The 24,682-nt window shown below is 62.2% G+C and carries 28 protein-coding genes; 16 read left to right on the forward strand and 12 right to left on the reverse strand.

Annotated features, from left to right (window positions below):
• The first annotated feature begins 7 nt into the window (after positions 1-7).
• The 5 genes from metW to NMB38_RS20630 are packed head-to-tail and all read left to right on the forward strand — an operon-like array spanning position 8 to position 3,182.
• Positions 8-628 (forward strand): methionine biosynthesis protein MetW, encoded by a 621-nt coding sequence (gene metW, locus NMB38_RS20610; protein WP_023532733.1) that lies wholly within the window; start codon positions 8-10, stop codon positions 626-628.
• Between the two features lie 18 nt (positions 629-646).
• Positions 647-1,081: a DUF4426 domain-containing protein gene (locus NMB38_RS20615; RefSeq protein ID WP_027913497.1), complete on the forward strand. Its 435-nt coding sequence runs from the start codon at positions 647-649 to the stop codon at positions 1,079-1,081.
• On the forward strand, positions 1,078-1,674 hold the full coding sequence (gene rdgB / locus NMB38_RS20620; protein ID WP_027913496.1) for an RdgB/HAM1 family non-canonical purine NTP pyrophosphatase: 597 nt from the start codon (positions 1,078-1,080) through the stop codon (positions 1,672-1,674). Before NMB38_RS20615 ends, rdgB begins: the two co-directional genes overlap by 4 nt.
• Complete coding sequence (hemW, locus tag NMB38_RS20625; protein ID WP_490805784.1) at positions 1,671-2,846, forward strand: radical SAM family heme chaperone HemW; 1,176 nt, start codon at positions 1,671-1,673, stop codon at positions 2,844-2,846. The genes rdgB and hemW overlap by 4 nt, the downstream gene beginning before the upstream one ends.
• 9 nt (positions 2,847-2,855) lie before the next feature.
• The gene (locus NMB38_RS20630) at positions 2,856-3,182 is read left to right on the forward strand and encodes a DUF3392 domain-containing protein (protein WP_023532330.1); all 327 of its coding nucleotides are present in this window, start codon (positions 2,856-2,858) and stop codon (positions 3,180-3,182) included.
• Between the two features lie 127 nt (positions 3,183-3,309).
• Here the strand turns inward: NMB38_RS20630 and trmB are convergent, their stop codons facing one another.
• The 4 genes from trmB to NMB38_RS20650 form a co-directional block, all read right to left on the reverse strand.
• A complete protein-coding gene (trmB, locus tag NMB38_RS20635; RefSeq protein ID WP_028686691.1) occupies positions 3,310-4,032 on the reverse strand; it encodes a tRNA (guanosine(46)-N7)-methyltransferase TrmB in 723 nt (240 codons plus the stop codon).
• 9 nt (positions 4,033-4,041) lie between these two features.
• Complete coding sequence (locus NMB38_RS20640) at positions 4,042-4,836, reverse strand: thiazole synthase (RefSeq protein ID WP_023532295.1); 795 nt, start codon at positions 4,834-4,836, stop codon at positions 4,042-4,044.
• Positions 4,837-4,889: 53 nt separating this feature from the next.
• Positions 4,890-5,090 (reverse strand): sulfur carrier protein ThiS, encoded by a 201-nt coding sequence (gene thiS / locus NMB38_RS20645; RefSeq protein WP_033728350.1) that lies wholly within the window; start codon positions 5,088-5,090, stop codon positions 4,890-4,892.
• A gap of 102 nt (positions 5,091-5,192) precedes the next feature.
• On the reverse strand, positions 5,193-5,564 hold the full coding sequence (locus tag NMB38_RS20650) for a DUF423 domain-containing protein (protein ID WP_027913492.1): 372 nt from the start codon (positions 5,562-5,564) through the stop codon (positions 5,193-5,195).
• A gap of 63 nt (positions 5,565-5,627) precedes the next feature.
• Between NMB38_RS20650 and mtgA the strand changes: the two genes are divergently transcribed.
• Positions 5,628-6,338, forward strand: coding sequence for a monofunctional biosynthetic peptidoglycan transglycosylase (gene mtgA, locus NMB38_RS20655; RefSeq protein ID WP_027913491.1), 711 nt, complete (start codon positions 5,628-5,630; stop codon positions 6,336-6,338).
• Between the two features lie 81 nt (positions 6,339-6,419).
• Here mtgA and rpoH read toward each other — a convergent pair whose 3' ends face one another.
• From rpoH to ftsY, 4 genes are all read right to left on the reverse strand, one after another.
• A complete protein-coding gene (gene rpoH / locus NMB38_RS20660) occupies positions 6,420-7,274 on the reverse strand; it encodes an RNA polymerase sigma factor RpoH (RefSeq protein ID WP_023532728.1) in 855 nt (284 codons plus the stop codon).
• Between the two features lie 112 nt (positions 7,275-7,386).
• Entirely contained in the window at positions 7,387-8,415 is a 1,029-nt protein-coding gene (ftsX, locus tag NMB38_RS20665; protein WP_494354861.1) for a permease-like cell division protein FtsX, read from the reverse strand.
• Positions 8,412-9,083 carry a cell division ATP-binding protein FtsE gene (gene ftsE, locus NMB38_RS20670; RefSeq protein ID WP_023532835.1) on the reverse strand — a complete coding sequence of 224 codons (672 nt, stop codon included), beginning with the start codon at positions 9,081-9,083 and terminating at the stop codon, positions 8,412-8,414. The genes ftsX and ftsE overlap by 4 nt, the downstream gene beginning before the upstream one ends.
• A 2-nt stretch (positions 9,084-9,085) precedes the next feature.
• Positions 9,086-10,585 (reverse strand): signal recognition particle-docking protein FtsY, encoded by a 1,500-nt coding sequence (ftsY, locus tag NMB38_RS20675; protein ID WP_049695318.1) that lies wholly within the window; start codon positions 10,583-10,585, stop codon positions 9,086-9,088.
• A gap of 230 nt (positions 10,586-10,815) precedes the next feature.
• Here ftsY and NMB38_RS20680 point away from each other — a divergent pair, with 230 nt between their 5' ends.
• The 6 genes from NMB38_RS20680 (at position 10,816) to NMB38_RS20705 (ending at position 18,147) form a co-directional block, all read left to right on the forward strand.
• The gene (locus NMB38_RS20680; protein ID WP_027913488.1) at positions 10,816-12,171 is read left to right on the forward strand and encodes a M16 family metallopeptidase; all 1,356 of its coding nucleotides are present in this window, start codon (positions 10,816-10,818) and stop codon (positions 12,169-12,171) included.
• A complete protein-coding gene (locus tag NMB38_RS20685; RefSeq protein ID WP_490805786.1) occupies positions 12,164-13,654 on the forward strand; it encodes a M16 family metallopeptidase in 1,491 nt (496 codons plus the stop codon). Before NMB38_RS20680 ends, NMB38_RS20685 begins: the two co-directional genes overlap by 8 nt.
• Entirely contained in the window at positions 13,654-14,256 is a 603-nt protein-coding gene (gene rsmD / locus NMB38_RS20690) for a 16S rRNA (guanine(966)-N(2))-methyltransferase RsmD (protein WP_027913486.1), read from the forward strand. The genes NMB38_RS20685 and rsmD overlap by 1 nt, the downstream gene beginning before the upstream one ends.
• A gap of 70 nt (positions 14,257-14,326) precedes the next feature.
• Positions 14,327-15,670: a M16 family metallopeptidase gene (locus tag NMB38_RS20695; protein WP_049695317.1), complete on the forward strand. Its 1,344-nt coding sequence runs from the start codon at positions 14,327-14,329 to the stop codon at positions 15,668-15,670.
• The gene (locus NMB38_RS20700) at positions 15,667-17,067 is read left to right on the forward strand and encodes a M16 family metallopeptidase (protein ID WP_049695316.1); all 1,401 of its coding nucleotides are present in this window, start codon (positions 15,667-15,669) and stop codon (positions 17,065-17,067) included. The genes NMB38_RS20695 and NMB38_RS20700 overlap by 4 nt, the downstream gene beginning before the upstream one ends.
• An 87-nt stretch (positions 17,068-17,154) precedes the next feature.
• The gene (locus tag NMB38_RS20705) at positions 17,155-18,147 is read left to right on the forward strand and encodes a hydrolase (protein ID WP_028686698.1); all 993 of its coding nucleotides are present in this window, start codon (positions 17,155-17,157) and stop codon (positions 18,145-18,147) included.
• Positions 18,148-18,155: 8 nt separating this feature from the next.
• Here the strand turns inward: NMB38_RS20705 and NMB38_RS20710 are convergent, their stop codons facing one another.
• Together NMB38_RS20710 and NMB38_RS20715 are read right to left on the reverse strand one after the other, a co-directional pair.
• Positions 18,156-19,013, reverse strand: coding sequence for a sulfurtransferase (locus tag NMB38_RS20710; protein WP_490805787.1), 858 nt, complete (start codon positions 19,011-19,013; stop codon positions 18,156-18,158).
• Between the two features lie 37 nt (positions 19,014-19,050).
• Entirely contained in the window at positions 19,051-19,716 is a 666-nt protein-coding gene (locus NMB38_RS20715; protein WP_027913481.1) for a TetR/AcrR family transcriptional regulator, read from the reverse strand.
• Positions 19,717-19,915: 199 nt separating this feature from the next.
• Here NMB38_RS20715 and coaD point away from each other — a divergent pair, with 199 nt between their 5' ends.
• Complete coding sequence (gene coaD, locus NMB38_RS20720; RefSeq protein ID WP_023532462.1) at positions 19,916-20,395, forward strand: pantetheine-phosphate adenylyltransferase; 480 nt, start codon at positions 19,916-19,918, stop codon at positions 20,393-20,395.
• Positions 20,396-20,504: 109 nt separating this feature from the next.
• On the forward strand, positions 20,505-20,756 hold the full coding sequence (locus NMB38_RS20725) for a YfhL family 4Fe-4S dicluster ferredoxin (protein WP_023532594.1): 252 nt from the start codon (positions 20,505-20,507) through the stop codon (positions 20,754-20,756).
• A gap of 68 nt (positions 20,757-20,824) precedes the next feature.
• Here the strand turns inward: NMB38_RS20725 and mutM are convergent, their stop codons facing one another.
• Positions 20,825-21,637, reverse strand: coding sequence for a bifunctional DNA-formamidopyrimidine glycosylase/DNA-(apurinic or apyrimidinic site) lyase (gene mutM / locus NMB38_RS20730; protein WP_027913480.1), 813 nt, complete (start codon positions 21,635-21,637; stop codon positions 20,825-20,827).
• A 3-nt stretch (positions 21,638-21,640) separates the two neighbouring features.
• The gene (locus tag NMB38_RS20735; RefSeq protein WP_173645904.1) at positions 21,641-22,459 is read right to left on the reverse strand and encodes an HDOD domain-containing protein; all 819 of its coding nucleotides are present in this window, start codon (positions 22,457-22,459) and stop codon (positions 21,641-21,643) included.
• A 190-nt stretch (positions 22,460-22,649) separates the two neighbouring features.
• Between NMB38_RS20735 and NMB38_RS20740 the strand changes: the two genes are divergently transcribed.
• Both NMB38_RS20740 and NMB38_RS20745 read left to right on the forward strand, forming a co-directional pair.
• Entirely contained in the window at positions 22,650-23,186 is a 537-nt protein-coding gene (locus tag NMB38_RS20740) for a type 1 glutamine amidotransferase domain-containing protein (RefSeq protein ID WP_027913479.1), read from the forward strand.
• Positions 23,187-23,252: 66 nt separating this feature from the next.
• Positions 23,253-24,449 (forward strand): class I SAM-dependent rRNA methyltransferase, encoded by a 1,197-nt coding sequence (locus NMB38_RS20745; RefSeq protein WP_027913478.1) that lies wholly within the window; start codon positions 23,253-23,255, stop codon positions 24,447-24,449.
• The last annotated feature ends 233 nt before the right edge of the window (positions 24,450-24,682 follow it).

Raw genomic sequence — 24,682 nt, forward strand, 5'->3', positions numbered from 1 at the left:
GGACAGCATGAGAGCCGATCTGGAAATCATCCACGACTGGATTCCCGCCGGCAGCCGGGTACTGGACCTGGGCTGTGGTACCGGCGAGCTGCTGGCTTCGCTGCGCGACCGCAAGCAGGTCACCGGCTACGGCCTGGAGATCGACGGGGACAACATCGCCGCCTGCGTGGCCAAGGGCGTGAACGTCATCGAGCAGGACCTGGACAAAGGCCTGGGCAATTTCGCCAGCGACAGTTTCGATGTGGTGATCATGACCCAGGCCTTGCAGGCGGTGGAGTACCCCGACCGCATCCTGGACGAAATGCTGCGCGTCGGTCGCCAGTGCATCATCACCTTCCCCAACTTCGGTCACTGGCGCTGCCGGTGGTACCTCGCGACCAAAGGCCGCATGCCCGTCTCGGACTTCATGCCGTACACCTGGTACAACACCCCCAACATCCACTTCTGCACCTTCGCCGATTTCGAAGAGCTGGTTCACGAGCGCAAGGCCAAGGTGCTGGACCGGCTGGCGGTGGACCATATGCACCGCAACGGCCTGGGCGGCCGGCTGTGGCCCAACCTGCTTGGCGAAATCGGTATCTACCGCGTCAGCAGCCCCGGCCTGCAGGCACATCAAGTCGCGGTCTGACCCAGGAGAATCTGCGCCATGCGTCGCCTTGCCCTGCTTTTGATCGGCCTGTGTCTGGCGTTGCCAGTACTGGCAGCCGATACTGCACGCGCTGCTCGCAAAGAAGTATTTGGCGATATCACGGTGCACTACGGCGCGTTCACCTCGAGCATGCTCACCCCGCAGGTCGCAGCGGCCACGGGGCTGGTCCGCAGCCGTCACCAGGGCGTGCTGAGCCTTACCGTACTCAGAGACGGCAAGCCGATTACGGCCGTGGTCAGCGGCGCGGTCAAGGACCTGACCGGGCGCAAGCAGCCCCTGGCCTTCAAGCAGGTGACCGACCACGGCACCGCGTCGTACGTCGCCCAATTCACGATCGAACAACCTGAGACCGTCGTCTTCGAGCTAGGCGTCCAAGCCGGTGGTGTCAGTCACTCCTTCAGCTTCAACCAGGACGTTTTCCCAGGCGAATGATGAATTTCCAGCAACTCGTATTGGCCAGCCATAACGCCGGCAAACTCAAGGAACTGCAGGCGATGCTCGGTCAATCCGTGCAATTGCGATCGATCGGCGAATTCAGCCAGGTCGAGCCGGAAGAAACCGGTCTGTCGTTCGTCGAGAACGCCATCTTGAAGGCCCGCAATGCCGCGCGTATTTCCGGGCTCCCCGCCTTGGCGGACGATTCTGGTCTGGCCGTGGACTGCCTGGGCGGTGCACCGGGCATCTACTCGGCGCGTTATGCCGATGGCCAGGGCGATGCCGCCAACAACGCCAAGTTGCTCGACGCGCTGAAGAACGTGCCGCAGGCCGAGCGCACTGCGCAGTTCGTCTGCGTCTTGGCGCTGGTGCGTCACGCCGATGATCCGCTGCCAATCCTGTGCGAAGGCCTGTGGCAGGGCAGCATCCTGTTCAAGGCGAGCGGCGAACATGGTTTTGGTTACGACCCGCTGTTCTGGGTGCCAGAACGTGATTGCTCAAGCGCCGACCTGACCCCGGCTGACAAGAACCAGATCAGCCACCGTGCCCGCGCCATGGCGCTACTGCGTCAACGTCTGGGCCTGGCATGACCCTGACGTCGCCGCTCATCCAGGCACCCGGCATCAGCCAGCTGCCGCCGTTGGCGTTGTACATCCATATCCCGTGGTGCGTGCGCAAATGCCCCTACTGCGACTTCAATTCCCATGCCGCCGGGCCTGAACTGCCCGAAACGGCCTACGTGGCGGCGCTGCTGACCGACCTTGATCAGGAACTGGCCGCAGTCCAGGGCCGCATCATCACCTCGATCTTCTTCGGTGGTGGCACACCCAGCCTGTTCAGCGCCGATGCCCTGGGCCGGTTGCTGCGCGGCGTCGAGCAACGCATCCCGTTCGCTTCGGACATCGAGATCACCCTGGAAGCCAACCCGGGAACGTTCGAACAGGACAAGTTCAAGGCCTATCGCCAGACCGGCATCAACCGCCTGTCCATTGGCGTGCAGAGTTTCCAACCGGCCAAGCTGCAAGCGCTGGGCCGCATCCATAACGGCGAGGAGGCGATCCGCGCCGCTGGCATGGCAAGGGCCGCAGGCTTCGACAACTTCAACATGGACCTGATGCACGGCTTGCCCGACCAAACGATGGACGACGCCCTGGGCGATCTGCGTCAGGCAATTGAGCTTGGGCCCACGCACCTGTCCTGGTATCAGCTGACGGTAGAACCCAACACCGTATTCTGGAACCAGCCGCCCGAGCTGCCTGAGGACGATATCCTCTGGGACATTCAGGAGGCCGGCCAAGGCCTGATGGCGGCCAACGGGTTTGGCCAGTACGAGGTGTCTGCCTACGCCCAGCCCGAGCGCGCTGCTCGCCACAACCTCAACTACTGGCGCTTCGGGGACTTCATCGGTATCGGTGCCGGCGCCCATGGCAAGCTCACCTACGCCGACGGGCGCATCGTACGCACCTGGAAAACCCGGTTGCCCAAGGACTACCTGAACCTGGCCAAGCCGTTCAAGGCCGGCGAAAAACAGTTGCCCGATGACGAATTGCCCTTCGAGTTCCTGATGAACGCGCTGCGCCTGACCCAGGGTGTGGAAGCGCAGCTGTTCACCGAGCGCACGGGATTGCCGCTCGCACGGCTGGCCCAAGCCCGTCGCCTTGCAGAACAAAGAGGGCTTTTGCAGGTCGAACCGGATCGACTGGTGGCAACGCCCAGGGGCCAACTGTTCCTCAATGACTTGCTGCAGTATTTCTTGACCTAAGGATGACCCATGGATTTGGTACTCGACCTGCTCGCGACGATTTCCCGCTGGAGCCGCAGCAACTTGTCGGAGATTTCTCTGGCGTTGGTAGGCTGTCTGCTGGTGCTGTTCGGGACGGACATCAAGGCCTGGGCTGAACAGCGCCTGGGAGGGCTGACAGGGGCCCTGCGGGTACCGCTGATGGCATTGCTGGTGATGATCGGCAGCGGCGCGGCCTTGATCTACGCCACACCTTGGGTCCTGAAGGGGCTGAGCCAGTTCAACAACTATGCGTTGGCGCCTGTGCTGCTGGTGGTCTTGGCGCTGATCGGTGTGGTAGCGGATCGTCGCGGCTGAAGCTGTAGCAGTCCAGGCGCCTTATGCGCAACGCTTCAGCGTAAGGCCGCCTAGCGGCTCAGCAACCAAAAAAACCGCCCTTTCGAGGCGGTTTTTTGTCTATCAGCACAGCGTACGGTTCATCGCCTCACGCGGTCTTTTCGAATTTCAGGTCCCACACACCATGGCCCAAGCGCTCGCCGCGGCGTTCGAACTTGGTGATCGGCCGCTCGCTTGGGCGCGGCACGTAGGTACCGTCCGCTGCCTGGTTACGATAGCCAGGGGCTGCATTCATCACTTCCAGCATGTACTCGGCATAGGGTTCCCAGTCCGTGGCCATGTGGAACACGCCGCCTGGCTTGAGCTTGCGCCGGACCAACTCGGCGAACTCCAGCTGGACGATGCGACGCTTGTGGTGACGCGCCTTGTGCCAAGGGTCGGGGAAGAACAGCATCAGGCGGTCGAGGCTGTCGTCGGCCACGCAACGATTCAACACTTCGATGGCATCGCAGTCATATACCCGCAGGTTGGTCAGCCCTTGGGTGAGCACGCCGTTGAGCAGTGCTCCTACGCCTGGGCGATGGACCTCGACACCGATGAAGTCCTGCTCAGGTGCAGCGGCCGCCATTTCCAACAGGGAGTGACCCATGCCGAAGCCGATTTCCAGCGTGCGCGGTGCCGAGCGGCCGAAGACCTGGTCATAGTCGACCGGGCTGTCCGCCAGCGGCAGGACGTACAGCGGCCCACCCTGGTCCAGGCCGCGCTGCTGGCCTTCGGTCATGCGCCCGGCACGCATCACGAAGCTCTTGATGCGGCGGTGCGGGCGGGCGTCGCCGTCGGCGGCGTTCGGCAGATCTTGTGAATCAGTCATCAGGGGCTCTTACTTGATCAGACCATCCAGCGGCGAAGAGGCGCTGGCATAGAGTTTCTTGGGCATGCGACCGGCCAGGTATGCCATGCGACCCGCCACGATGGCGTGCTTCATGGCCTCGGCCATCAGTACCGGTTGCTGGGCGTGGGCGATGGCCGAGTTCATCAGTACCGCCTCGCAGCCCATTTCCATTGCGATGGTGGCGTCGGAGGCAGTGCCTACGCCAGCATCCACCAGTACCGGTACCTTGGATTCTTCGAGGATGATCTGCAGGTTGTAAGGATTGCAGATGCCAAGCCCCGTACCGATCAGGCCAGCCAGGGGCATGACGGCGATACAGCCGGCTTCGGCCAGCTGGCGGGCGATGATCGGGTCGTCGCTGGTGTAGACCATCACGTCGAAGCCATCCTTGACGAGCACTTCGGCGGCCTTGAGGGTTTCGATCACGTTGGGGAACAGGGTTTTCTGGTCGGCCAGCACTTCCAGCTTGACCAGGTTGTGCCCATCGAGCAGCTCCCTGGCCAGACGGCAGGTGCGCACCGCCTCGACGGCGTCATAGCAGCCGGCAGTATTGGGCAGAATGGTGTAGCGGTCCGGCGGCAGTACGTCCAGCAGGTTCGGCTCGCCCGGGTTCTGACCAATGTTCGTGCGGCGCACCGCGACAGTCACGATCTCGGCACCCGAGGCCTCGATGGCCTGGCGGGTTTGCTCCATGTCACGGTACTTGCCGGTGCCTACCAGCAGGCGCGACTGGAAGGTGCGCCCGGCCAGGGTGAAGGGCTTGTCGCTGCGAACGTTGCTCATCGTTGTTCCTCGGGAAAAGGTTGCTGGGCCTGCGGTTGGGTTGCCGACAGCGGTCAGCCGCCACCGATGGCGTGCACCACTTCGACCTGGTCGCCATCGCTCAGCGCGGTGGTGTCATGCTGACTGCGCGGCACGATGTCCTGATTCAGCTCAACCGCCACGCGGCGGCCAGCCAGCTCAAGGCGTGCCAGTAGCCCGGCGACGCTTTCGCCAGCAGGCAATTCGTAGGGTTCACCGTTCAGTTGGATACGCATGCTCACGGCCACCATTGTTCTTTGGGGCCCGCATTCTAGCGCCGAAAGGCCGCGCAACCCAAGGCCACCGCACGCCATTAGTCGTTAATGTGGACTGGGCGGTCAGCCCAGTCGCCATGCGGCGAGCCCTAGGCAGAGCCACCCTGCCAGGAAGCACAGGCCGCCGATGGGCGTGATCATGCCCAGCTTGCTGATGCCCGTCAGTGTCAGCAGGTACAGGCTGCCGGAGAACAGCACGATACCCAGCACGAACAGATAACCGGCCCAACCCACCAGCCGGCCAGGCAGATGGACCGCCAGCAATGCCACGCCAAACAGCGCCAGCGCGTGAACCAGTTGGTAGGTGACTCCGGTGTGGAAAATAGCCAGGTAGTCAGCGCTGAGTCGATTTTTCAGGCCGTGGGCTGCAAAGGCGCCCAGGGCCACGCCGGTAAAACCGAAAAAAGCGGCAAGCATCAGGAAGCTGCGAAGCATGGGACGACTCCTCGAATCGGGTCTGTATAATGGCCCTTCCCCAACGTCCGGCCAAGCCACCCTATGCTGCGAAACCTTCTCCGACGTCTTCTGCGCGCTCTGCTCTGGTTTGCCGCCGTGAGTATCGTGCTGGTCCTGGTGTTTCGCTGGGTACCTCCGCCCGGCACGGCGTTGATGCTCGAGCGCAAGGTGCAATCGTGGGTAAGCGGCGAACCGATTGACCTGCAGCGCGAATGGGTGAGTTGGGACCATATCTCCGATGACCTCAAGGTGGCTGTCATTGCCGGTGAAGACCAGAAATTCGCCAGCCACTGGGGCTTCGACATACCCGCCATCCAGGCAGCCCTGGCCTTCAACGAGCGTGGCGGTAACGTGCGCGGCGCCAGCACCCTGACCCAACAGGTGGCCAAGAACCTGTTCCTGTGGCCAGGGCGTAGCTGGCTGCGCAAGGGTCTGGAAGCATGGTTCACTGGCTTGATGGAACTGTTCTGGACCAAGCAGCGCATTCTCGAGGTCTACCTCAACAGTGCCGAGTGGGGCCAAGGGGTATTCGGTGCCCAGGCAGCCGCTCGCTATCACTTTGGCGTGGAAGCCAGTCAACTCAGCCGGCAGCAAGCCGCACAACTGGCCGCCGTGCTGCCCAGCCCCCTCAAGTGGAATGCTGGCAAGCCAAGCACCTACGTGGCCAGCCGCGCGAGCTGGATTCGCCGCCAGATGAGCCAGCTGGGCGGGCCCAGCTACCTGATGCAACTGGACACATCACGCAGGCCCTGAGCCTGTCACCGCATACAGAGCAGGCATGAAAAAGCCGCTGTCCCCTTGCAGGGCAGCGGCTTTTTGTCGAACAGAGAACGATCAGGCAGCGATCAAGGCCTTGACCTTGTTCATCGCGTTCTTCTCCAGCTGGCGAATACGCTCGGCCGACACGCTGTATTTCTCGGCCAGCTCATGCAGGGTGGCTTTCTCTTCGGCCAACCAGCGCTGGTACAGAATATCCCGGCTACGGTCATCCAGGCCCTGCAGGGCTTCATGAAGGTTGCTGGTGGAGTTGTCGCTCCAGTCTGCGTCTTCAAGTTGTACCGCCGGGTCGTAACGGTGGTCTTCCAGGTAATGCGCTGGCGACTGGAAGGCACTGTCGTCGTCGGCTTCGGCCGCCGGATCGAACGCCATGTCGTGACCGCTCAGACGGCTTTCCATCTCGCGTACTTCACGAGGCTCGACCCCCAGGCTTTCGGCAACCCGATGCACTTCGTCGTTGTTCAACCAGGCCAGACGCTTTTTCTGGCTGCGCAGGTTGAAGAACAGCTTGCGCTGGGCCTTGGTGGTCGCCACCTTGACGATGCGCCAGTTGCGCAGGATGAACTCGTGGATTTCGGCCTTGATCCAGTGCACGGCGAACGACACCAGGCGTACGCCCATTTCCGGGTTGAATCGCTTGACGGCCTTCATCAGGCCGACGTTGCCTTCCTGGATCAGGTCGGCCTGGGCCAGCCCATAACCGGCATAGCTGCGGGCGATGTGCACGACGAACCGCAGGTGGGCCATTACCATTTGCCGAGCAGCTTCGAGGTCCTGCTCGTAATAGAGACGCTCAGCCAGATCCCGCTCCTGCTCGACAGTCAGCAGCGGGATGCTGTTGACCGTATGCACGTAGGACTCCAGGTTTGCACCGGGTACCAGGGCATACGCAGGTTGCAACGATGTGGTCATTAAAGAACCTCCGACTTACTGAACTCGCGCTTTTCAGGCGCTGCCTACATAGACCTGGGGCCCAGGTACAAGTTCCAACGGGCGCGCCCAGGCCAATGCTGGCAAATAAAAACTATCGCGGCGCCAGGTCGTTCAAGTGGCGGGCGACTGCAATCCATGCACCGATATACCCCAACAGCACCGCTCCGATCAAGAGCGAAAGACCATCGGAGGCCGGTACGCCACCCAAGGCAAAATCGCTGCCATACAGACCAGAAAGGCTCACCACGGCCTCGTTCAGCCACCCTAGGCCAAACGCCAGGATAGCCCAGGCCAACAGGCCCGCACCCAGGCCGTACAAGGCCCCCATGTACAGGAAAGGCCGGCGTACGTAGGCATCGGTGCCCCCCACCAGCTTGATCACCTCGATCTCGACACGGCGGTTCTCGATATGTAGACGAATTGTGTTACCAATTACTAAGAGCAGCGCGGAAATCAGCATGACGGCCAGCCCGAATACGAACCGGTCCCCAAGCTTGAGGATGGCCGCCAGTCGCTCGACCCATACCAGGTCCAGCTGCGCCACATCGACGCGCGGCAACTCGGACAGGCGCTGACGCAGCGCTTCCAGAGCCGGCTTGTCGACTTCGGTCGGGGTCACCACGACCACGCCGGGCAGTGGGTTGTCGGGCAACTCTCGCAGCGCCTCGCCGAGGCCCGATTGCTGCTGGAACTCCTGCAGTGCCTGCTCGCGACTCACATACTGCGCCTCTGCTACGCCCGGCATGCCCTTGATTTCATCGCGCAACGCCTCGCCGTCACGGCTGTTGGCATCGAGCTTGAGGTACAGGGAGATTTGCGCGGCGCGCTGCCAGGACCCGCCCAATTGCTCGACGTTCTTGAGCAGCAATGACAGCCCCATGGGCATGCTCAGCGCCACGGCCATCACCATGCAGGTGAAGAAGCTGCCAATGGGTTGCTTGCCCAGTCGCCGCAAGCTGTCCGCCAGGCTGGCGCGATGGCTTTCAAGCCAGGCGTGCATAAGGGTACGCAGGTCCGGGCCGTCATCGTCGGCGCCTGCACCACGCTTCTTGGCAGGCTGGGGGTCGGCAGGCTTGGGCGCAACGCGCTCGGAAACTTTTGGTGAACGTGTAGTGCTCATTGTCCGGCCTCCCCGTCGCCGATCAAACGGCCGCGCTGCAAGGTCAACATGCGGTGACGCATGCGCGCGATCAGTGCCAGGTCATGGCTGGCAATCAAGACGGTTGTGCCCAGTCGGTTGATGTCTTCGAAAACACCCATGATCTCTGCGGCCAGGCGCGGGTCGAGGTTGCCGGTTGGCTCGTCGGCCAGCAGCAAGGCTGGCTGGTGCACGATGGCGCGGGCGATACCCACGCGCTGCTGTTGGCCGGTCGACAAGTCGGCAGGGTACAACTCGCCTTTGTCGACCAGAGACACCCGCTCCAGCGCCGAGTCCACGCGCTTGGCGATCTCGGCCTTGGACAAGCCCAGTATCTGCAGGGGCAAGGCAATGTTGTTGAAGACCGTGCGGTCGAACAGCAACTGGTGGTTCTGGAACACCACGCCTATCTGGCGGCGCAGGAACGGGATCTGCGAATTGCTGATCTGACCCAGGTCCTGCCCGGCCAGCATCAGTTTGCCGCTGGTGGGACGCTCCATGGCCAGCAGCAGGCGCAGCAGCGTACTTTTACCTGCACCCGAATGCCCGGTGACGAACAGGAATTCGCCCCGACGCGCCCGGAAACTCAGCTCGTGCAGCCCCACGTGGCCGTTGGGGTAGCGCTTGGCAACCTGTTCGAATCGAATCATGGTCAGTCTCGCTCGGCGAACAGGGCCTTGACGAACGGCTCGGCTTCAAAGGTGCGCAGGTCATCGATCCCCTCACCGACACCGATGAACCGGATAGGCAGCTTGAATTGCTTGGCCAGGGCGAAGATGACACCACCCTTGGCGGTACCGTCGAGCTTGGTGAGCGCAAGACCGGTCAGCTCCACGCTCTGGTGGAAATACTTGGCCTGGCTGATGGCGTTCTGGCCGGTACCGGCGTCGAGCACCAGCAGCACTTCGTGCGGCGCATCGGGATCGAGCTTGCCGATGACGCGGCGGACCTTCTTCAGCTCCTCCATCAGGTTGTCCTTGGTGTGCAGGCGCCCGGCAGTGTCGGCGATCAGCACATCCACGCCCCTGGCCTTGGCTGCCTGCACCGCGTCGAAGATCACCGAGGCGGAGTCGGCGCCAGTGTGCTGCGCGATCACCGGGATGCGGTTACGCTCACCCCACACCTGCAACTGCTCGACCGCTGCGGCCCGGAAGGTATCGCCTGCAGCCAGCATCACTTTCTTGCCTTCCATCTGCAGCTTCTTGGCCAGCTTGCCGATGGTGGTGGTCTTGCCGGCGCCATTGACGCCTACCACCAGGATCACATAAGGCTTGTTCTGCGCCGCCACGACCATCGGCTGCTCGACAGGCCTGAGCAACGCGGCCAGCTCTTCCTGCAAGGACTTGTACAGCGCGTCGGCGTCGGCCAGCTGCTTGCGGGCCACCTTCTGCGTCAGGTTCTGAACGATGGTGGACGTGGCCTCCACGCCGACGTCGGCGGTCAGCAGGCGGGTCTCGATCTCGTCGAGCAAATCGTCATCGATGACTTTCTTGCCCAGGAACAGGCTGGCCATGCCTTCGCCAATGCTGGCGCTGGTCTTGGACAACCCCTGCTTGAGGCGGGCGAAAAAGCCTGCTTTCACAGGCTCGGACTGAGCGGCTTCGACGGACGGGGCAGCCTCGGCCTCGATGTGCAAATCGACCTTGGCCGGCTCTGCAACGGGCTGGACTGCCGGCGCAGGCGCCGGGCGATCCGGAATCACTGGTGGCGCCTTGGCTTGCAGATCGGGCACCAGCGCCACGGGTTCTTCTGCAACCGGCAGCACCAGGTTGCTCACGGGGGCAGGAACTTCCACTTCAGGCACAGCAGCAGGCGTTGGTGCAGGTGCAGGTGCAGGCACGTGTGGTGCAGGGTCGGCGACCGGCGCGGGTGCCACGGGCACAGCGACCTCGGGCAAGGGCGCAGGCGTCACCTGAACTGGGGGTGTCGGCTCCGCAGTCGGCGCTACGGCCGGGGCAGCTTGCTCGGCCAGCGGTGCAGGCCCATCCGTTTGATCGGGTGTCGCTGGCGCGGGCGCTTGGACAGCAGGGGATTTTTCCGTCGGCACGTCCGCTTGCGCAGGTGGCTGCGGCTTCTTGCGGAACCAGCCGAACAGGCCTTTCTTCTCGCCAGCCTCGGCCGGCGCTTTTTTGTCGTCGTTGGAACCAAACATGGAAGACGGCTATCTCAGGGTAGCGATGGCCCGCTAGGGCGCATCAGGAATTCTTTCTACGCAGAACAGACTATCTAGAAGCCGGCTGGTTCATGCGCAACGTTTTGTCTTGATGTCCTGCAGGCCAGAACGGCGACAGGCATGGTCGCCAGGCAACCGGATCAGTATCCTAGCACCTCCTGGCCTGCCGACGCTAAACCCAGCGGGCCGCCGAACAGGTTAAACACCGTATGAATGCTCTAGCCCGCCGCGCCGCTGGCCTGTTGCTCGGCACGCTGTGCCTCCCGCTTGCGGCCTTCGCCGCCGATGTGCAACCCACTCACGAATTCATCCTGGATAACGGCCTCAAAGTGGTCGTGCGCGAAGACCATCGCGCCCCGGTGGTGGTCTCGCAGATCTGGTACAAGGTCGGCTCCAGCTACGAGACGCCTGGCCAGACCGGCCTTTCGCATGCGCTCGAGCACATGATGTTCAAGGGCAGTGCCAAGGTCGGCCCTGGCGAAGCCTCGCGCATCCTGCGGGATCTGGGCGCCGAAGAGAACGCGTTCACCAGCGACGACTACACCGCCTACTATCAGGTGCTGGCGCGCGATCGCTTGCCGGTCGCCTTCGAGCTGGAGGCCGATCGCCTGGCCAGCCTGCGTCTGCCGGCCGACGAGTTCAGCCGTGAAATCGAGGTCATCAAGGAAGAGCGCCGCCTGCGCACCGACGACCAGCCCAATGCCAAGGCGTTCGAGCTGTTTCGTGCCATGGCCTACCCGGCCAGCGGCTACCACACCCCAACCATCGGCTGGATGGCTGACCTGGAGCGCATGAAAGTCGAGGAGCTGCGCCACTGGTACACCTCGTGGTACGCACCCAACAACGCCACGCTCGTGGTGGTGGGCGATGTTACCGCCGACGAAGTCAAGGGCCTGGCCCAGAAGTACTTCGGCGCTATTCCTCGCCGGGACACACCTGCGGCCAAGCTGCCGCTGGAGCTGGCAGAGCCCGGCCAGCGACAGCTGACCCTGCACGTGCGCACCCAGCTGCCGAGCCTGATCTACGGCTTCAACGTACCTGGCCTGCCCACGGCCCAGGACCCTCGCACGGTGCATGCCTTGCGCCTGATCTCGGCCTTGCTCGATGGCGGCTACAGTGCACGCATGCCCGCACGACTGGAGCGCGGGCAGGAGCTGGTGGCCGGGGCCTCGTCCAGCTACAACGCCTTCACGCGCGGCGACAGCCTGTTCCTGATTTCAGCCACGCCCAACGTGCAGAAACAAAAAACCCTGGCAGACGTGGAAAAGGGCATCTGGCAACTGCTGGATGAACTCAAGACCACACCGCCGACGGCAGAAGAGCTCGAGCGCGTGCGCGCCCAGGTCATCGCCGGGCTGGTGTATGACCGCGACTCGATCAGCAGCCAGGCAACCACCATCGGCCAGCTGGAAACCGTCGGCCTGTCCTGGAAGTTGATCGACAGCGAGCTGGACGAACTCAAGCGCGTTACCCCTCAGGACATCCAGCAAGCTGCCCGTACCTATTTCACCCGCGAACGCCTGAGCGTTGCCCATGTTCTGCCCGAGGAGTCCGCTCATGAGTGACCGTCGCTTGCATCGTCCCCACTGGCTGGCTACGGGTATCTGTACCTGGGCATTGACGGCTGCACTGGCCGTACCGGCACTGGCCGAGGACGCTGCCAAGGCTGGCAATGCACAAGCCCGGCAGGCCAACACTTTACAGTCCCTGGCCGAGCTTGACGGCAAGGCGCCCACTACCCGCCAGCTGAACATCCAGCACTGGAATACGGCTGAAGGCGCGCGGGTGCTGTTCGTCGAGGCCCGCGAGCTCCCGATGTTCGACCTGCGCGTGACCTTCGCCGCCGGCAGCAGCCAGGACGGTGACACACCAGGCCTGGCGGCCCTGACCAACGCCATGCTCAACGAAGGCGTAAAGGGCAAGGATGTGACTGCCATCGCCCAAGGCTTCGAGAGTCTTGGGGCGGATTTCGGCAACGGCTCGTACCGCGACATGGCCGTCGCTTCGCTACGTAGCCTCAGTGCCAAGGACAAGCGCGAACCGGCCTTGAAGCTGTTTACCGAGGTCACAGGCAAGCCCACCTTCCCGGACGAGGCGCTCAAACGGCTCAAGAACCAGATGTTGGCCGGCTTCGAGTACGATAAGCAGAACCCCGGCAAGCTTGCAGGCAAGACGCTGTTCACCCACCTGTACGGCGAACACCCTTATGCGCATCCCAGCGATGGGACACCGCAAAACATCACCGGCATTACCCTTGAGCAGTTGCGTGCGTTTCATGCCAAGGCTTACACACCGGGCAATGCCGTCATTGCACTGGTGGGCGACCTGAACCGCAGCGAAGCCGAGGCAATTGCCGCGCAGGTTTCAGCCGGCCTGCCTAAAGGCCCGGCCTTGCCTGCCCCAGCCCAGCCGACAGCGCCCAAGGCAGGCTTCACCCACATCGAGTTTCCGTCCCAACAGACACACCTGATGCTCGCAGAGCTGGGTATCGATCGCCAGGACAAGGATTGGCCAGCCTTGTCACTGGGCAATCAGATCCTCGGTGGCGGCGCGTTCGGCACGCGGCTGATGAGTGAGGTGCGTGAAAAGCGCGGTCTGACCTACGGTGTCTATTCGGCCTTCAGCCCGATGCAAGTGCGCGGCCCGTTCATGATCAACCTGCAAACCCGCGCCGAACTCAGCGAAGGGACATTGAAGCTGGTTCAGGGTATTCTGGCCGACTATCTGCGCAGCGGCCCTACCCAGCAGGAACTGGACGATGCCAAGCGCGAGCTGGCTGGAAGCTTCCCGCTTTCCAATGCGAGCAATGCCAGCATCGTCGGGCAACTGGGCGCCATCGGCTTCTACAACCTGCCATTGAGCTGGCTGGAAGACTTCATGCAGCAGTCCCAGGCCCTGACCGTCGAACAGGTCAAGGACGCCATGAACAAGCATTTGTCCGCCGACAAGCTGGTCATCGTCACAGTCGGTCCGAAGGTGCCGCAGAAGCCACTGCCAGCCCCTACTGATAAACCCTCCGGGCAACCGCTCGGGGTACCGGAGCACTAATGCCAAGATCCAACCCTCCCGCCCGCCAGCAACCGGGCCAGAGCAAGGGCCAGGGCCACCTGCGCATCATCGCGGGCCAATGGCGCAGCCGTCGTCTGGCCGTGCCCGATGGTGAGGGCTTGCGCCCTACACCTGACCGGGTACGCGAGACGGTTTTCAACTGGCTGGCCCCCTATATCGAGGGCGCGCACGTGCTCGACGCCTTCACCGGCAGCGGGGCGTTGGTACTGGAGGCCCTGTCTCGCGGGGCCGAGGATGCCGTGGCACTGGACAGCAATTCTGCCGCCATCGCCAACCTCAAGCACAACCTCGAGATCCTGCGCTGTCCACGGGGGCAGATCCTTCAGACCGATGCCTTGCGCTATCTGCAAGGCCCTGCCAAAAAGCAATTCGACCTGGTATTCCTGGACCCACCTTTTCATCAGCAGTTGCTGGCAGACACCTGCAACCTGCTCGAACAGAACCAGTGGCTGAGCGAGCAAGCGTGGGTATATACCGAGAGCGAAGCGGCTCCGTCGACCTTGCAGCTACCTGCCAACTGGCGACTGCACCGGGAGAAGAAAACCGGACAGGTGCATTACGCACTGTGGCAACGGGGCTAACTATTTAGCGCAGCTGGCGCCCCACGTTGACTGATGCTGCTCGGGTCTCTAGCCATCCGAGCACCTCAGCATGACCGTATCGCTCTCCGCGCCTTCACTGGCCGATGATGTCTCGGCGGCGCTTGCCTCTCTTGCAGGCGCCAGCCCCTCCCCTGTGCAGCATTTCACGCTTGAAAACGGCCTGTCCGTCTACCTGAGACAGCAGAGCCGAAATGCCCTCGCCGCCGTCCAGCTCTGGTACAACGTCGGTACCCGTCACGAGCCAGCAGGGCAGACTAACCTCTCGCACTTGCTTGAACACGTCATCTTCGAAGGCAGCCGCAAGCTTGAGCCTGGGCAGTACGCGAAAGTCGTTGCCCGCCTTGCGGGACAGGCCAATGCCAGTACTCTCCTCGATGCCACCTCTTTCGACATGTTGTTGCCTGCATCGCGCCTGCCCGTTGCGCTCGAACTGTTGGCAGATGCCATGGACACGGCCACATTCGGGTTGCCCGAGTTGGCACGAGGCGCCAAGGCGATCGCTGACGAACGACGCCTGAAAGTAGACGCCCAGCCCATCCAGCAAGCCTACGACCGTCACTTGGCCCTGGCTCACGGCAGCAGCCCGTATGCGACCCCAAGCTTCGGTTCGGCGATAGATCTACAGAACATCGACCTGCCAACGCTGCGGCAGTGGTACACCACCCGCTACCGGCCTAACAACGCCACGCTCGTCGTGGTGGGCAACGTGGAACTGGAAACGTTGAAACAGCAGGTCGAAACGTACTTCGCGCACCTGGAGCGCGGTCAGCTGCCAGACTCGCCTTTTCCCCGCTCAGACGCTCCAATGGCGGAACGCAGCCAGGCCGTTAGCTTGCCCGGCCTTAGCCATGGCCTGCTGATGTCCTTCAACGTCCCCAGTTGTGCCACAGCCAACGATGCACTCACGAGCAAAACCCTCGAGCTGATCTGTGAAGTGCTGGCCGAGGGCTCCAGCGCTTGGCTGTATGCCGAACTTGTCAGGGGACGGGGCCTGCTGACAGGCGTTGCCGCAACCTATGACCCCCTTGTACGTGGCGACACCGTAATCACCTTCTCAGCCTACGTGAACACACTGAATGCGACCCTCGAACAAGCTACTGAAGCGACTTATGAGCAGATAGCACGCTTGCAAACCGAAGCCTTGTCGGCTGAACAGTTGCAGCAGATAAAGCTGCGACTGCTCGCCCGCCAGCTTTTCTCTCTCGACAGCGCAACGGCCCAAGCTTCGCAAATCGGCGCCATGGCCGCGACAGGGCAACCAGCAAGCCTGATCGACGAACATGCGCGCCTGATATCGATCATCGACAGTGCTCAGGTGCAGCAGGTAGCGCGCACTTATCTGGGGCGTGAGCGGCTGACCACCACCTCTCTTCTACCAGGAGCGCAAGCATGAACGACGATCAGATACGCCAACCAGCACCTGTGCTGTGCCAAGGGCCTGCCATCGATACGGCGCGGCAAGCGATGGCAAGGCTGAGCTCGACCCAGCGTGTCGAACTCGACCAGCCTCCTGCACTCCTGGCCACGGCTGAGCGGTGGGAGACGGCGCAAGGCACGAAGGTCAGTTTCATGGCTACGCATGATCGCCCCATGATTGATCTGGTGCTGCGATTCCGGGCAGGTAGCGCACTTGATGGCGATCACCCAGGGCTGGCCGCGCTGACGCTCTACAGCCTTGATCAGGGCACGGCAACCCTGAGCGCGGCGCAATTTGCCGAGCAAATGGCTGCAAGGGGCGCCATCGTGGGACGCTCGTTGAGCGAAGAAAAAGCCACGATCACGCTAAGGTGCCTGAGCACACCCGGTTTGCTGCGAGCAGTTTCGCAAACGCTGGCGCAGATGCTGGCTCGCCCTGCGTTTCGCCCAGAGGACGTTACGAAGATACGTGATCGAATAGCGCTCTACCAAGGCCGGCAAAAACTCAATCCGCTGGCACGCCTGATCAATACAACCACCGGTCATGTCTTCAGCGGCCATCCGTACGCGTCGCACGCCGATGCTGGGATCATCGGCCCCTTGACCACTGACCAAGTGCGGGCTTTTCATGCAAAGGCCTACTCGGCCAATAACCTCGACATAGGGCTGGTCGGCGACCTTAGCCGGGACGACGCAGAGCAACTGGTCAATGACCTGACACGTGATTTGCCGCAGCAGTGGGCAGCGCAGCCGCCGTCCATGCTGGCTGAGCAGTCGCCGCTGTCACACCATATCACGCACCCTGGCAGTGCAACTCAGGCAATGCTGACAGTGGCCGTTCCTGTGCTACCCAGCGACCCGGTCTATGCTGCACTGGAGTTGCTGACCGAGATTCTTGGCGGCAACCACGAAGCGCGCTTGCCTCAGGAACTGCGCCATCTGCGAGGGCTGACCTACACGGTCACCACCAAACTCAGGCACTTGGATGCTGGAACACTGCTGCACATACACTGGGACGTCGCCCCCCAATACCGGGAAGCTTCACATGCACTGGTCGCAGGGATGCTGGACTGCCTGCACACACGTGGGCCAACTCAGGTCGAGTGCGACATGGCCGTCAATCAGATCGCTGCCCGGCTGCACCGCCAACTGGCCGACAGCGCACATCTGGCAGCGACATTGGCCACGCACAGCCATCAGGGCTTGCCCGCCGATTACCTGACCACCCATCTGGACAGGCTTGCTTCATTGACCCCTGCATACCTTCGTGAAGTGGCGCAGGTGTGGTGGCGAAAGGCACCTCAGGTATTCGTCACCCTCGGCCCCGACGCTGAGCAGTCCCCCTTGCCTGCGCCGGAGCCAGCCCAGCGATAGGCGAGCACGGGGTAAGGCGAGTCAGTGAAGGCTGATACAAGCGCTGTTTCATGGCACTCTAGCCGGGCACATCACGAGTTGCCCAGCATGCCAAGTTCCAGCGCCCTGTTTCATCCTGCCAAAGGCCTTTCCAACCCTCACCTGCAAACATTGTGGGGACCGCTGTGGCGCAAGACGCCGACGCTGCAACGCGAGCGCGAACGCATCTGGCTGGCGGACGGGGACTTCATCGACCTTGACTGGCATGGCCCGCACCAGCCCCATGCGCCGCTGGTGCTGGTGCTTCACGGGTTGACGGGGTCATCGGGCTCACCCTATGTCAAAGGCTTGCAACAGGCGCTGCACGCACTGGGCTGGGCGAGCGTCGCGGCGAACTGGCGGGGCTGCTCTGGGGAACCGAACCTGCTGCCCCGCAGCTACCATTCCGGCGCCAGTGAGGACCTGGCTGAGATCGTCAGTCACCTGTGTGCCAAAAGGCCGCTGGCGCCCCTGTACGCGGTGGGCTACTCCCTGGGAGGCAATGTCCTGCTCAAATACCTGGGCGAACAGGGTGACAACAGCCGGTTGCAGGCGGCAGTCGCCGTTTCCGTGCCTTTTCGCCTGGATCAGTGTGCCGATCGTATCGGCCTGGGGTTTTCGAAGGTGTACCAGGCGCATTTCATGCGCGAGATGCTGGCCTATGTGCAGGTCAAGCAGCGCCTGTTCAAAGACCATGGTCACCCAGAACGGCTGGCAATCCTGGAGCAGCTCGGTCCACTGCATGGCTTGCGCACGTTCTGGGATTTCGATGCCAAGGTCACTGCACCGCTGAACGGTTTTCAGGATGTGCACGACTATTATCGCCGCGCTTCAAGTGGCTTCTACCTGAGCCATAACCGTACCCGGACCCTGATCATCCAGGCCAGCGACGACCCCTTCGTCTCGCCTCTGAGCGTGCCGACGGCAGATGAGCTGGCCCCAGGGACCGAGCTTGAGCTGCACGCTCAGGGTGGCCATGTCGGGTTCGTCGACGGCAGCCTGCGAAAACCGGGCTATTACCTGGAGCGCCGAATTCCGCAATGGTTACGCGAAGGCCTGTAGTGGAGGGCCTACTGGTCGCCCGTTGCCACTGCATGCTCAGGGCGGGTGATCCACTCACTCCATGAGCCTGCATACAGTTTGCCGAGCGGGTAACCGGCCAATGCCAGCGCGAACAGGTTATGACACGCCGTTACCCCTGAACCGCAGTACGCAACCAGATGCTCAGGCGCGCGTCCCTGCAGCTGCTGCTCGAAACGTTGCCGGAGTTGCTCGGGCGGAAGAAACCGGCCGTCGCTGCCAAGGTTCTCGGTGAAGGCGGCGCAGCGTGCGCCAGGGATGTGTCCTGCCACTGGGTCGATGGGTTCCATGTCGCCACGAAAACGTGGCAATGCGCGCGCATCCAGCAGGGTCAGGTCTGAGCTGCCCAGGCGCTGAACCAGGCTTTCGGCATCGATCAGCATGACCTCATCGGGCTGGCCGCTGAAGTTGCCTTCGCGCCGGGCCGGGGGATCCAGGCTCAATGGCAGGTGCGCGGCGTGCCAGGCGGTCAGGCCGCCGTCCAGGATTGCAACGCCACTGCGTTTGCCCAGCCAGGCCAGCAGCCACCAGCCTCGCGCCGCATAGGCACCGGTACCGTCGTCGTACAGCACCACGTCGCTCTCGTTATCTACGCCCCATTCGCGCAGGCGCGCTACCAGCTTTTCTGGATCAGGCAGCGGGTGTCGCCCTGTCACACCCTTGCTGACCGGGCCGCTGAAGTCTCGCTCAAGGTCGGCAAAGTGCGCCCCTTCGATGTGACCCAAGGCGTAACTGCGCTGACCGTAATCCACATCCTCAAGGGCGAAACGACAGTCGAGAATGACAAGGCCGGGTGAATCCAGCCGCTCGGCCAACTGCTGCGGGGTGATCAACTGCGCAAGTGACATGACAATCTCCTGATCGATGTAATCCCGGGCCCGGGCGCTAGTGCTCAAGCGCCTGAATGAACGGTACGTGAAACTCGCTGCACAAGGCCTGCACGGCATTGCGCGCAGGCTCGGTGACGAACCCCAGCTCAAGGGCCAGCACCTGATAGACGCCCCGCTTGAACGCTTCTTCACCCAGGTGCGTTGCATGCTCCCGGGTCGTGCTGAGAAAGCGCACCCACGAGGTGAGCACGATCCAGGCATTGATGGTCAGCGACTCCTGCTGCGCGGGGTTCATCGCCAGAATACCCGCCTCGACGAAGCCGCGGTAAATGGCCTTGCCCTGACGCATGCAGCGTGCGGAGAAGCGCCGATAACGGGCTGCCAGCTCAGCATCGCTGCCCAGCAGATGCTCCAGGTCCCGGTGCAGGAAACGGTAGTTCCACATGGCAGCCAGCAGCGCCTGCAAGTAGAACCGCTTGTCCTGCACCGCCAGCGGGCGCCCCTGCGGCGGACGCAGAAAACTGTCTACGTGCGTTTCGTACTGGCTGAACAAAACCGCGATGATCGCCTGCTTGTTGGGGAAGTGGTAATAGAGATTGCCTGGCGAGATGCCCAGGTGCGCCGCGATATGGTTGGTGCTGACGCTGCGTTCGCCCGACTGATTGAACAGCTCAAGGCTGCTCTGAACGATTCTCTCGCGGGTCTTGATGGGCCGGGCCATGTCCAGCATCCTGTCTACGGAGCAGTGAAAACCGCCATGGTACGAGGTATTGCCAAGGCGTTGCACCGTATCAAAGCGCCGTGCCCTCGCACCATTGGCTGGCCCAAAGTATAGTGCCTTGGCCGGCCGCATGACTTGGCCGGGCGCAGTCGCTGCGCTACCATCCGACTCCCCAACGCACTCCAGCCAGGATGACGCGATGAACCGAGTGTTGTACCCGGGTACTTTCGACCCCATTACCAAAGGCCATGGCGATCTGGTCGAGCGCGCCTCGCGGCTGTTCGACACCGTGATCATTGCAGTGGCCGCCAGCCCCAAGAAAAACCCTTTGTTCCCGCTGGAACAACGCGTGGAGCTGGCCCGTGAGGTCACCAGGCACCTGCCCAATGTCGAAGTCATCGGCTTTTCCTCGTTGCTGGCGCATTTTGCCAAGGAGCAAGGTGCCAATGTGTTCCTTCGGGGTTTGCGTGCAGTGTCGGACTTCGAATACGAGTTCCAGCTGGCGAACATGAACCGTCAACTGGCACCCGACGTCGAGAGCCTGTTTCTCACGCCGTCGGAGCGGTACTCGTTCATCTCGTCGACCCTGGTCCGCGAAATAGCCGCACTGGGGGGCGATATCAGCAAATTCGTGCACCCGGCCGTGGCCGATGCGCTGACTGAACGCTTCAAGAAGTAAAGCCGCTGTTCCAGATCGTCGCGCCTGCGTGCACTGCAGGCGCGAATGCGGCACAATTGTGCCCATTGCGTTGAACATGCCCGGGCGCTGAGCCCCGGCCGGAGCCCCCATGTCCCTGATCATCACCGACGATTGCATCAACTGCGACGTCTGCGAACCCGAGTGCCCCAACGAGGCCATCTCCCAAGGCGAAGAGATCTACGTGATCGACCCCAACCTGTGCACCCAGTGCGTGGGTCATTACGACGAGCCGCAGTGCCAGCAGGTCTGCCCGGTCGACTGCATCCCACTGGATGAGGCGCACCCGGAAAGCGAAGAGCAACTGATGGCCAAGTACCTCAAGATCACTGGCAAGGCCTGACGCTGCCGGCCGTCGGCATCCTCGCGCATCGGCCTCTCCATGGCGATCATCCCGAAGCGCGCACGGCCTCAGCGTTGGCAGCGCGGGCAGAACACACTGGCGCGTTGCCCAAGCTTCACATCCCGCAACTCGGTGCCACACACCTTGCAGGGCAAGCCGCCGCGCCCGTAGGCGAACAGTGTCTGCTGGAAGTACCCTGGCTGGCCATCACCGCCGATGAAATCGCGCAGCGTGGTGCCGCCCAGCTCGATGGCGGCCGCCAGCACGCGTTTGATCTCGATGGCCAGCTTCAGGTATCGCGCCCGCGAGATGCCACCGGCCGCTCGGCGCGGATCGATGCCGGCAGCGAACAGTGCTTCGGTCGCATAGATGTTGCCCACCCCAACGACCACGGCGTTGTCCATGATGAAGGGCTTGACCGCCATCGAACGGCCTCGGGACAGCTGGAACAATCGCTCACCGTCAAACAGCTCGGTCAGCGGTTCGGGGCCGAGCCGCAGCAGCAATTGATGGTTGAGCGGGTCTTGGCTCCAGAGCATGGCGCCAAAGCGGCGCGGGTCGGTATAGCGCAGCATCAGACCGGATTCGAGCTCGATGTCCACGTGCTCATGCTTGCCAGCCGGCAAGCCCGCCTCCACCAGCCGTAGATTGCCCGACATGCCCAAGTGGCTGATCAGGGTGCCCACTTCGGCATTGATCAGCAGGTACTTGGCCCGGCGTTCGACCGTGACGATGCGCTGCCCGGAGAGCCGCACGTCCAGGTCTTCCGGGATCGGCCAGCGCAAGCGGCGGTCACGCACGACCACGCGGCTGACGCGCTGACCTTCGACGTGCGGTGCAATACCGCGCCGGGTGGTCTCTACCTCGGGTAACTCAGGCATGTATCAGTGCCCACCTAGTTCTCGGATGTTCTGTTTGAGGTTGTCGAAGTCGTATTCCGACAAGCCTATGTAATCGAGCACCAGCGGCCCCACTACGTTCCATTCCTGATCCACCGACTGGTTGCCCAATACCCGGTAGGAGGCACAGATATGCTCGGCCATCTTGAGCACCGCCAACAGGTTTTTCATCTGGCTCTGGTTGTTGCGGGCGCTGTCATCGCGAAACACCGCCAGCGCGTTGTGGTGGTTGGCGATGGCCCCGGTCAGGTGTTCGGGCAAGCGCCAGGACTTGGCCGTGAAATAGCCGACGACGGCATGATTGGTGTTGAAGGCGCGGTTCTCCGTGTCCACGACGCGGGTCTGCTCGTCGGTTTTTGCATAGGCTTCTTCGAGCACATCCATGTACGTGGGGAAGCGCTTTAGCATCAGCGGAACGCCGCAGTCGTGGAACAAGCCGAGGGTATAGGCTTCGTCGGCAGGCTGAATACCCGTGCGCTTGGCCAGCGTCAGGCAGGTCATCGCCACATCCTGCGCGGTATCCCAGAACCGGTTGAGCGTTACGATGGTTTCATCGCTCATTTCGCCCTTGATCGACTGCGCGTTGATCAAGTTGATGATCGAACGACTACCCAGCAAGTTCACCGCACGCTGGATCGAGCCTATCTTGTTGGACAGGCCAAAGTGCGCCGAGTTGACCAGCTTGAGCAAGGCGCCCGACAACCCAGGGTCCTGTGCGATCAGTTTGGCGATGGTTTCCAGGTCCGGATCAGGCATGTACTGCTCGAACTGCAAATCGACCATGATCTGCGGCTGCGGCGGGATGGTGATGCCTTGCAAGGCTTGCTGGATCTGTTCGGCGGTGAGTTCTTGGGACATGCGTGCACACTCGTATGGGACTGCCAATTCTACCGCGATGCACCCCACAGAACTAACCGCTGGATCAGTGAACTTGAACTTTCACAAGCGCGGACGGGCCTGTTTATCATATTCATCGAGTAAAGGAGCAAGGCCCATGGGTACTGAATTGAACGGCAAGCGCGTGGCCATCCTGGTGACTGATGGCTTCGAACAGGTGGAATTGACAGGCCCGCGTGACGCCCTGCAGCAGGCAGGTGCGCAGGTGCACGTGCTGAGCGAGAAGCAAGGCACGGTGCGCGGCTGGAACCACGACGAGCCCGCGGACGAGTTCAAGGTCGACGGCACCTTCGACAGCGCCAGCGAGCTTTATGATGCCGTGGTCCTGCCAGGCGGCGTACAGAACTCGGACACCATTCGCCTGGTTGAAGGCGCCCAGAAAATCGTCAAAAGCCATGACGCAGCCGGCAAACCGATTGCCGTGATCTGCCACGGCGGCTGGCTGCTGATTTCGAGCGGCTTGACCCAGGGCAAGCGCATGACCAGCTTCAAGACCCTGAAGGATGACCTGCGCAACGCTGGCGCCGAGTGGGTCGACGAAGAAGTGGTGGTTGACGGGAACCTGATCAGCAGCCGGCAGCCCGATGACATCCCTGCCTTCAACAAGGCACTGATCCAGGCCCTGTCGTCCTGACCGCTGGCGCTCAGCAATAAGGCTGGGTAGGGGTTATACTCCCGCTCTTTTTTCCGGAGCGACGTCATGTCCCTGCCCAGTCTTCGCCTTAAAGCCAATGCCGACCGCCGCCTGCGCGCAGGCCACCTGTGGGTCTACAGCAACGAAGTGGACGTTGCCGCCACCCCGCTTCAAGGCTTGCAGGCCGGTCAGCAGGCCGTGCTCGAAGCCGCCAACGGCAAACCACTGGGCATCGTTGCCCTGAGCCCCAACAACCTGATCTGCGCCCGTCTGCTGTCACGCGACGTTAAACTGCCGCTGGACAAATCGCTGCTGGTGCACCGCCTGAACGTGGCCTTGTCCCTGCGCGAGCGCCTGTTCGACAAGCCGTGCTACCGACTTGTCTATGGCGATTCCGATTGGCTGCCGGGGCTGGTCGTCGATCGCTTCTTCGACATTCTGGTGGTGCAACTGGCATCGGCAACCATGGAAGCGCACAAGGATGAGGTCATCGCGGCGCTGGTCCAGGTGCTCAAGCCAAGCGGCATCCTGTTCAAGAACGATTCGGCAGCCCGCGATGCCGAAGGCCTGCAGCGCTATGTGGAAACCGTCTACGGTGAAGTCCCGGATTGGGTACCGCTGGAAGAAAACGGTGTCCGTTTCGAAGCCCCGGTCCGTGAAGGCCAGAAAACCGGCTGGTTCTATGACCACCGCATGAACCGTGCACGCCTGGCCCCCTATGTTCAGGGCAAGCGCGTACTCGACCTGTTCAGCTACATCGGCGGTTGGGGCGTGCAGGCAGGTGCCTTCGGCGCCAGCGAAGTGTTCTGCGTCGATGCCTCGGGCTTTGCCTTGGATGGCGTTGAACGCAACGCCCAGCTCAACGGTATCGGTGACAAGCTGACCTGCATCGAGGGCGACGTCTTCGAAGCCTTGCGCGAACTCAAGGCAGCCGAGGAACGCTTCGACGTGATCATTGCCGACCCGCCCGCCTTCATCAAGCGCAAGAAAGACCTGAAGAACGGCGAGGCTGCCTACCGCAGGCTCAACGAGCAGGCCATGCGCATGCTGAACAAGGACGGCATTCTGGTCAGTGCTTCCTGCTCGATGCACCTACCCGAAGACGACCTGCACAACATCCTGCTGACCAGTGCCCGTCACCTGGACCGCAACATGCAGTTGCTCGAGCGCGGTGGTCAGGGCCCTGACCATCCGGTGCACCCGGCGATTGGTGAAACCCGCTACATCAAGAGCATTACCTGCCGGTTGCTGCCTAACAGTTGACACTATGAACCTCTAAAAAAACCGGCGAAAGCCGGTTTTTTTTGGTGGACTGTTTCAAATGCATCATCCTAAGTAACTTTTCCCACAGCCACATCGGAAGTTTCTCAGCATGAACAAGATTGCACATATTGACCTAACTGCTAGGCTCGAAAGTGTCGCAACCCCGCGACAAACAGGAGAAAACAACAATGAATGAACCTCAATTGGAATTTAAATAACTGAAAATCTCAATC

The organism is Pseudomonas sp. FBCC-B35 (assembly GCF_059133755.1).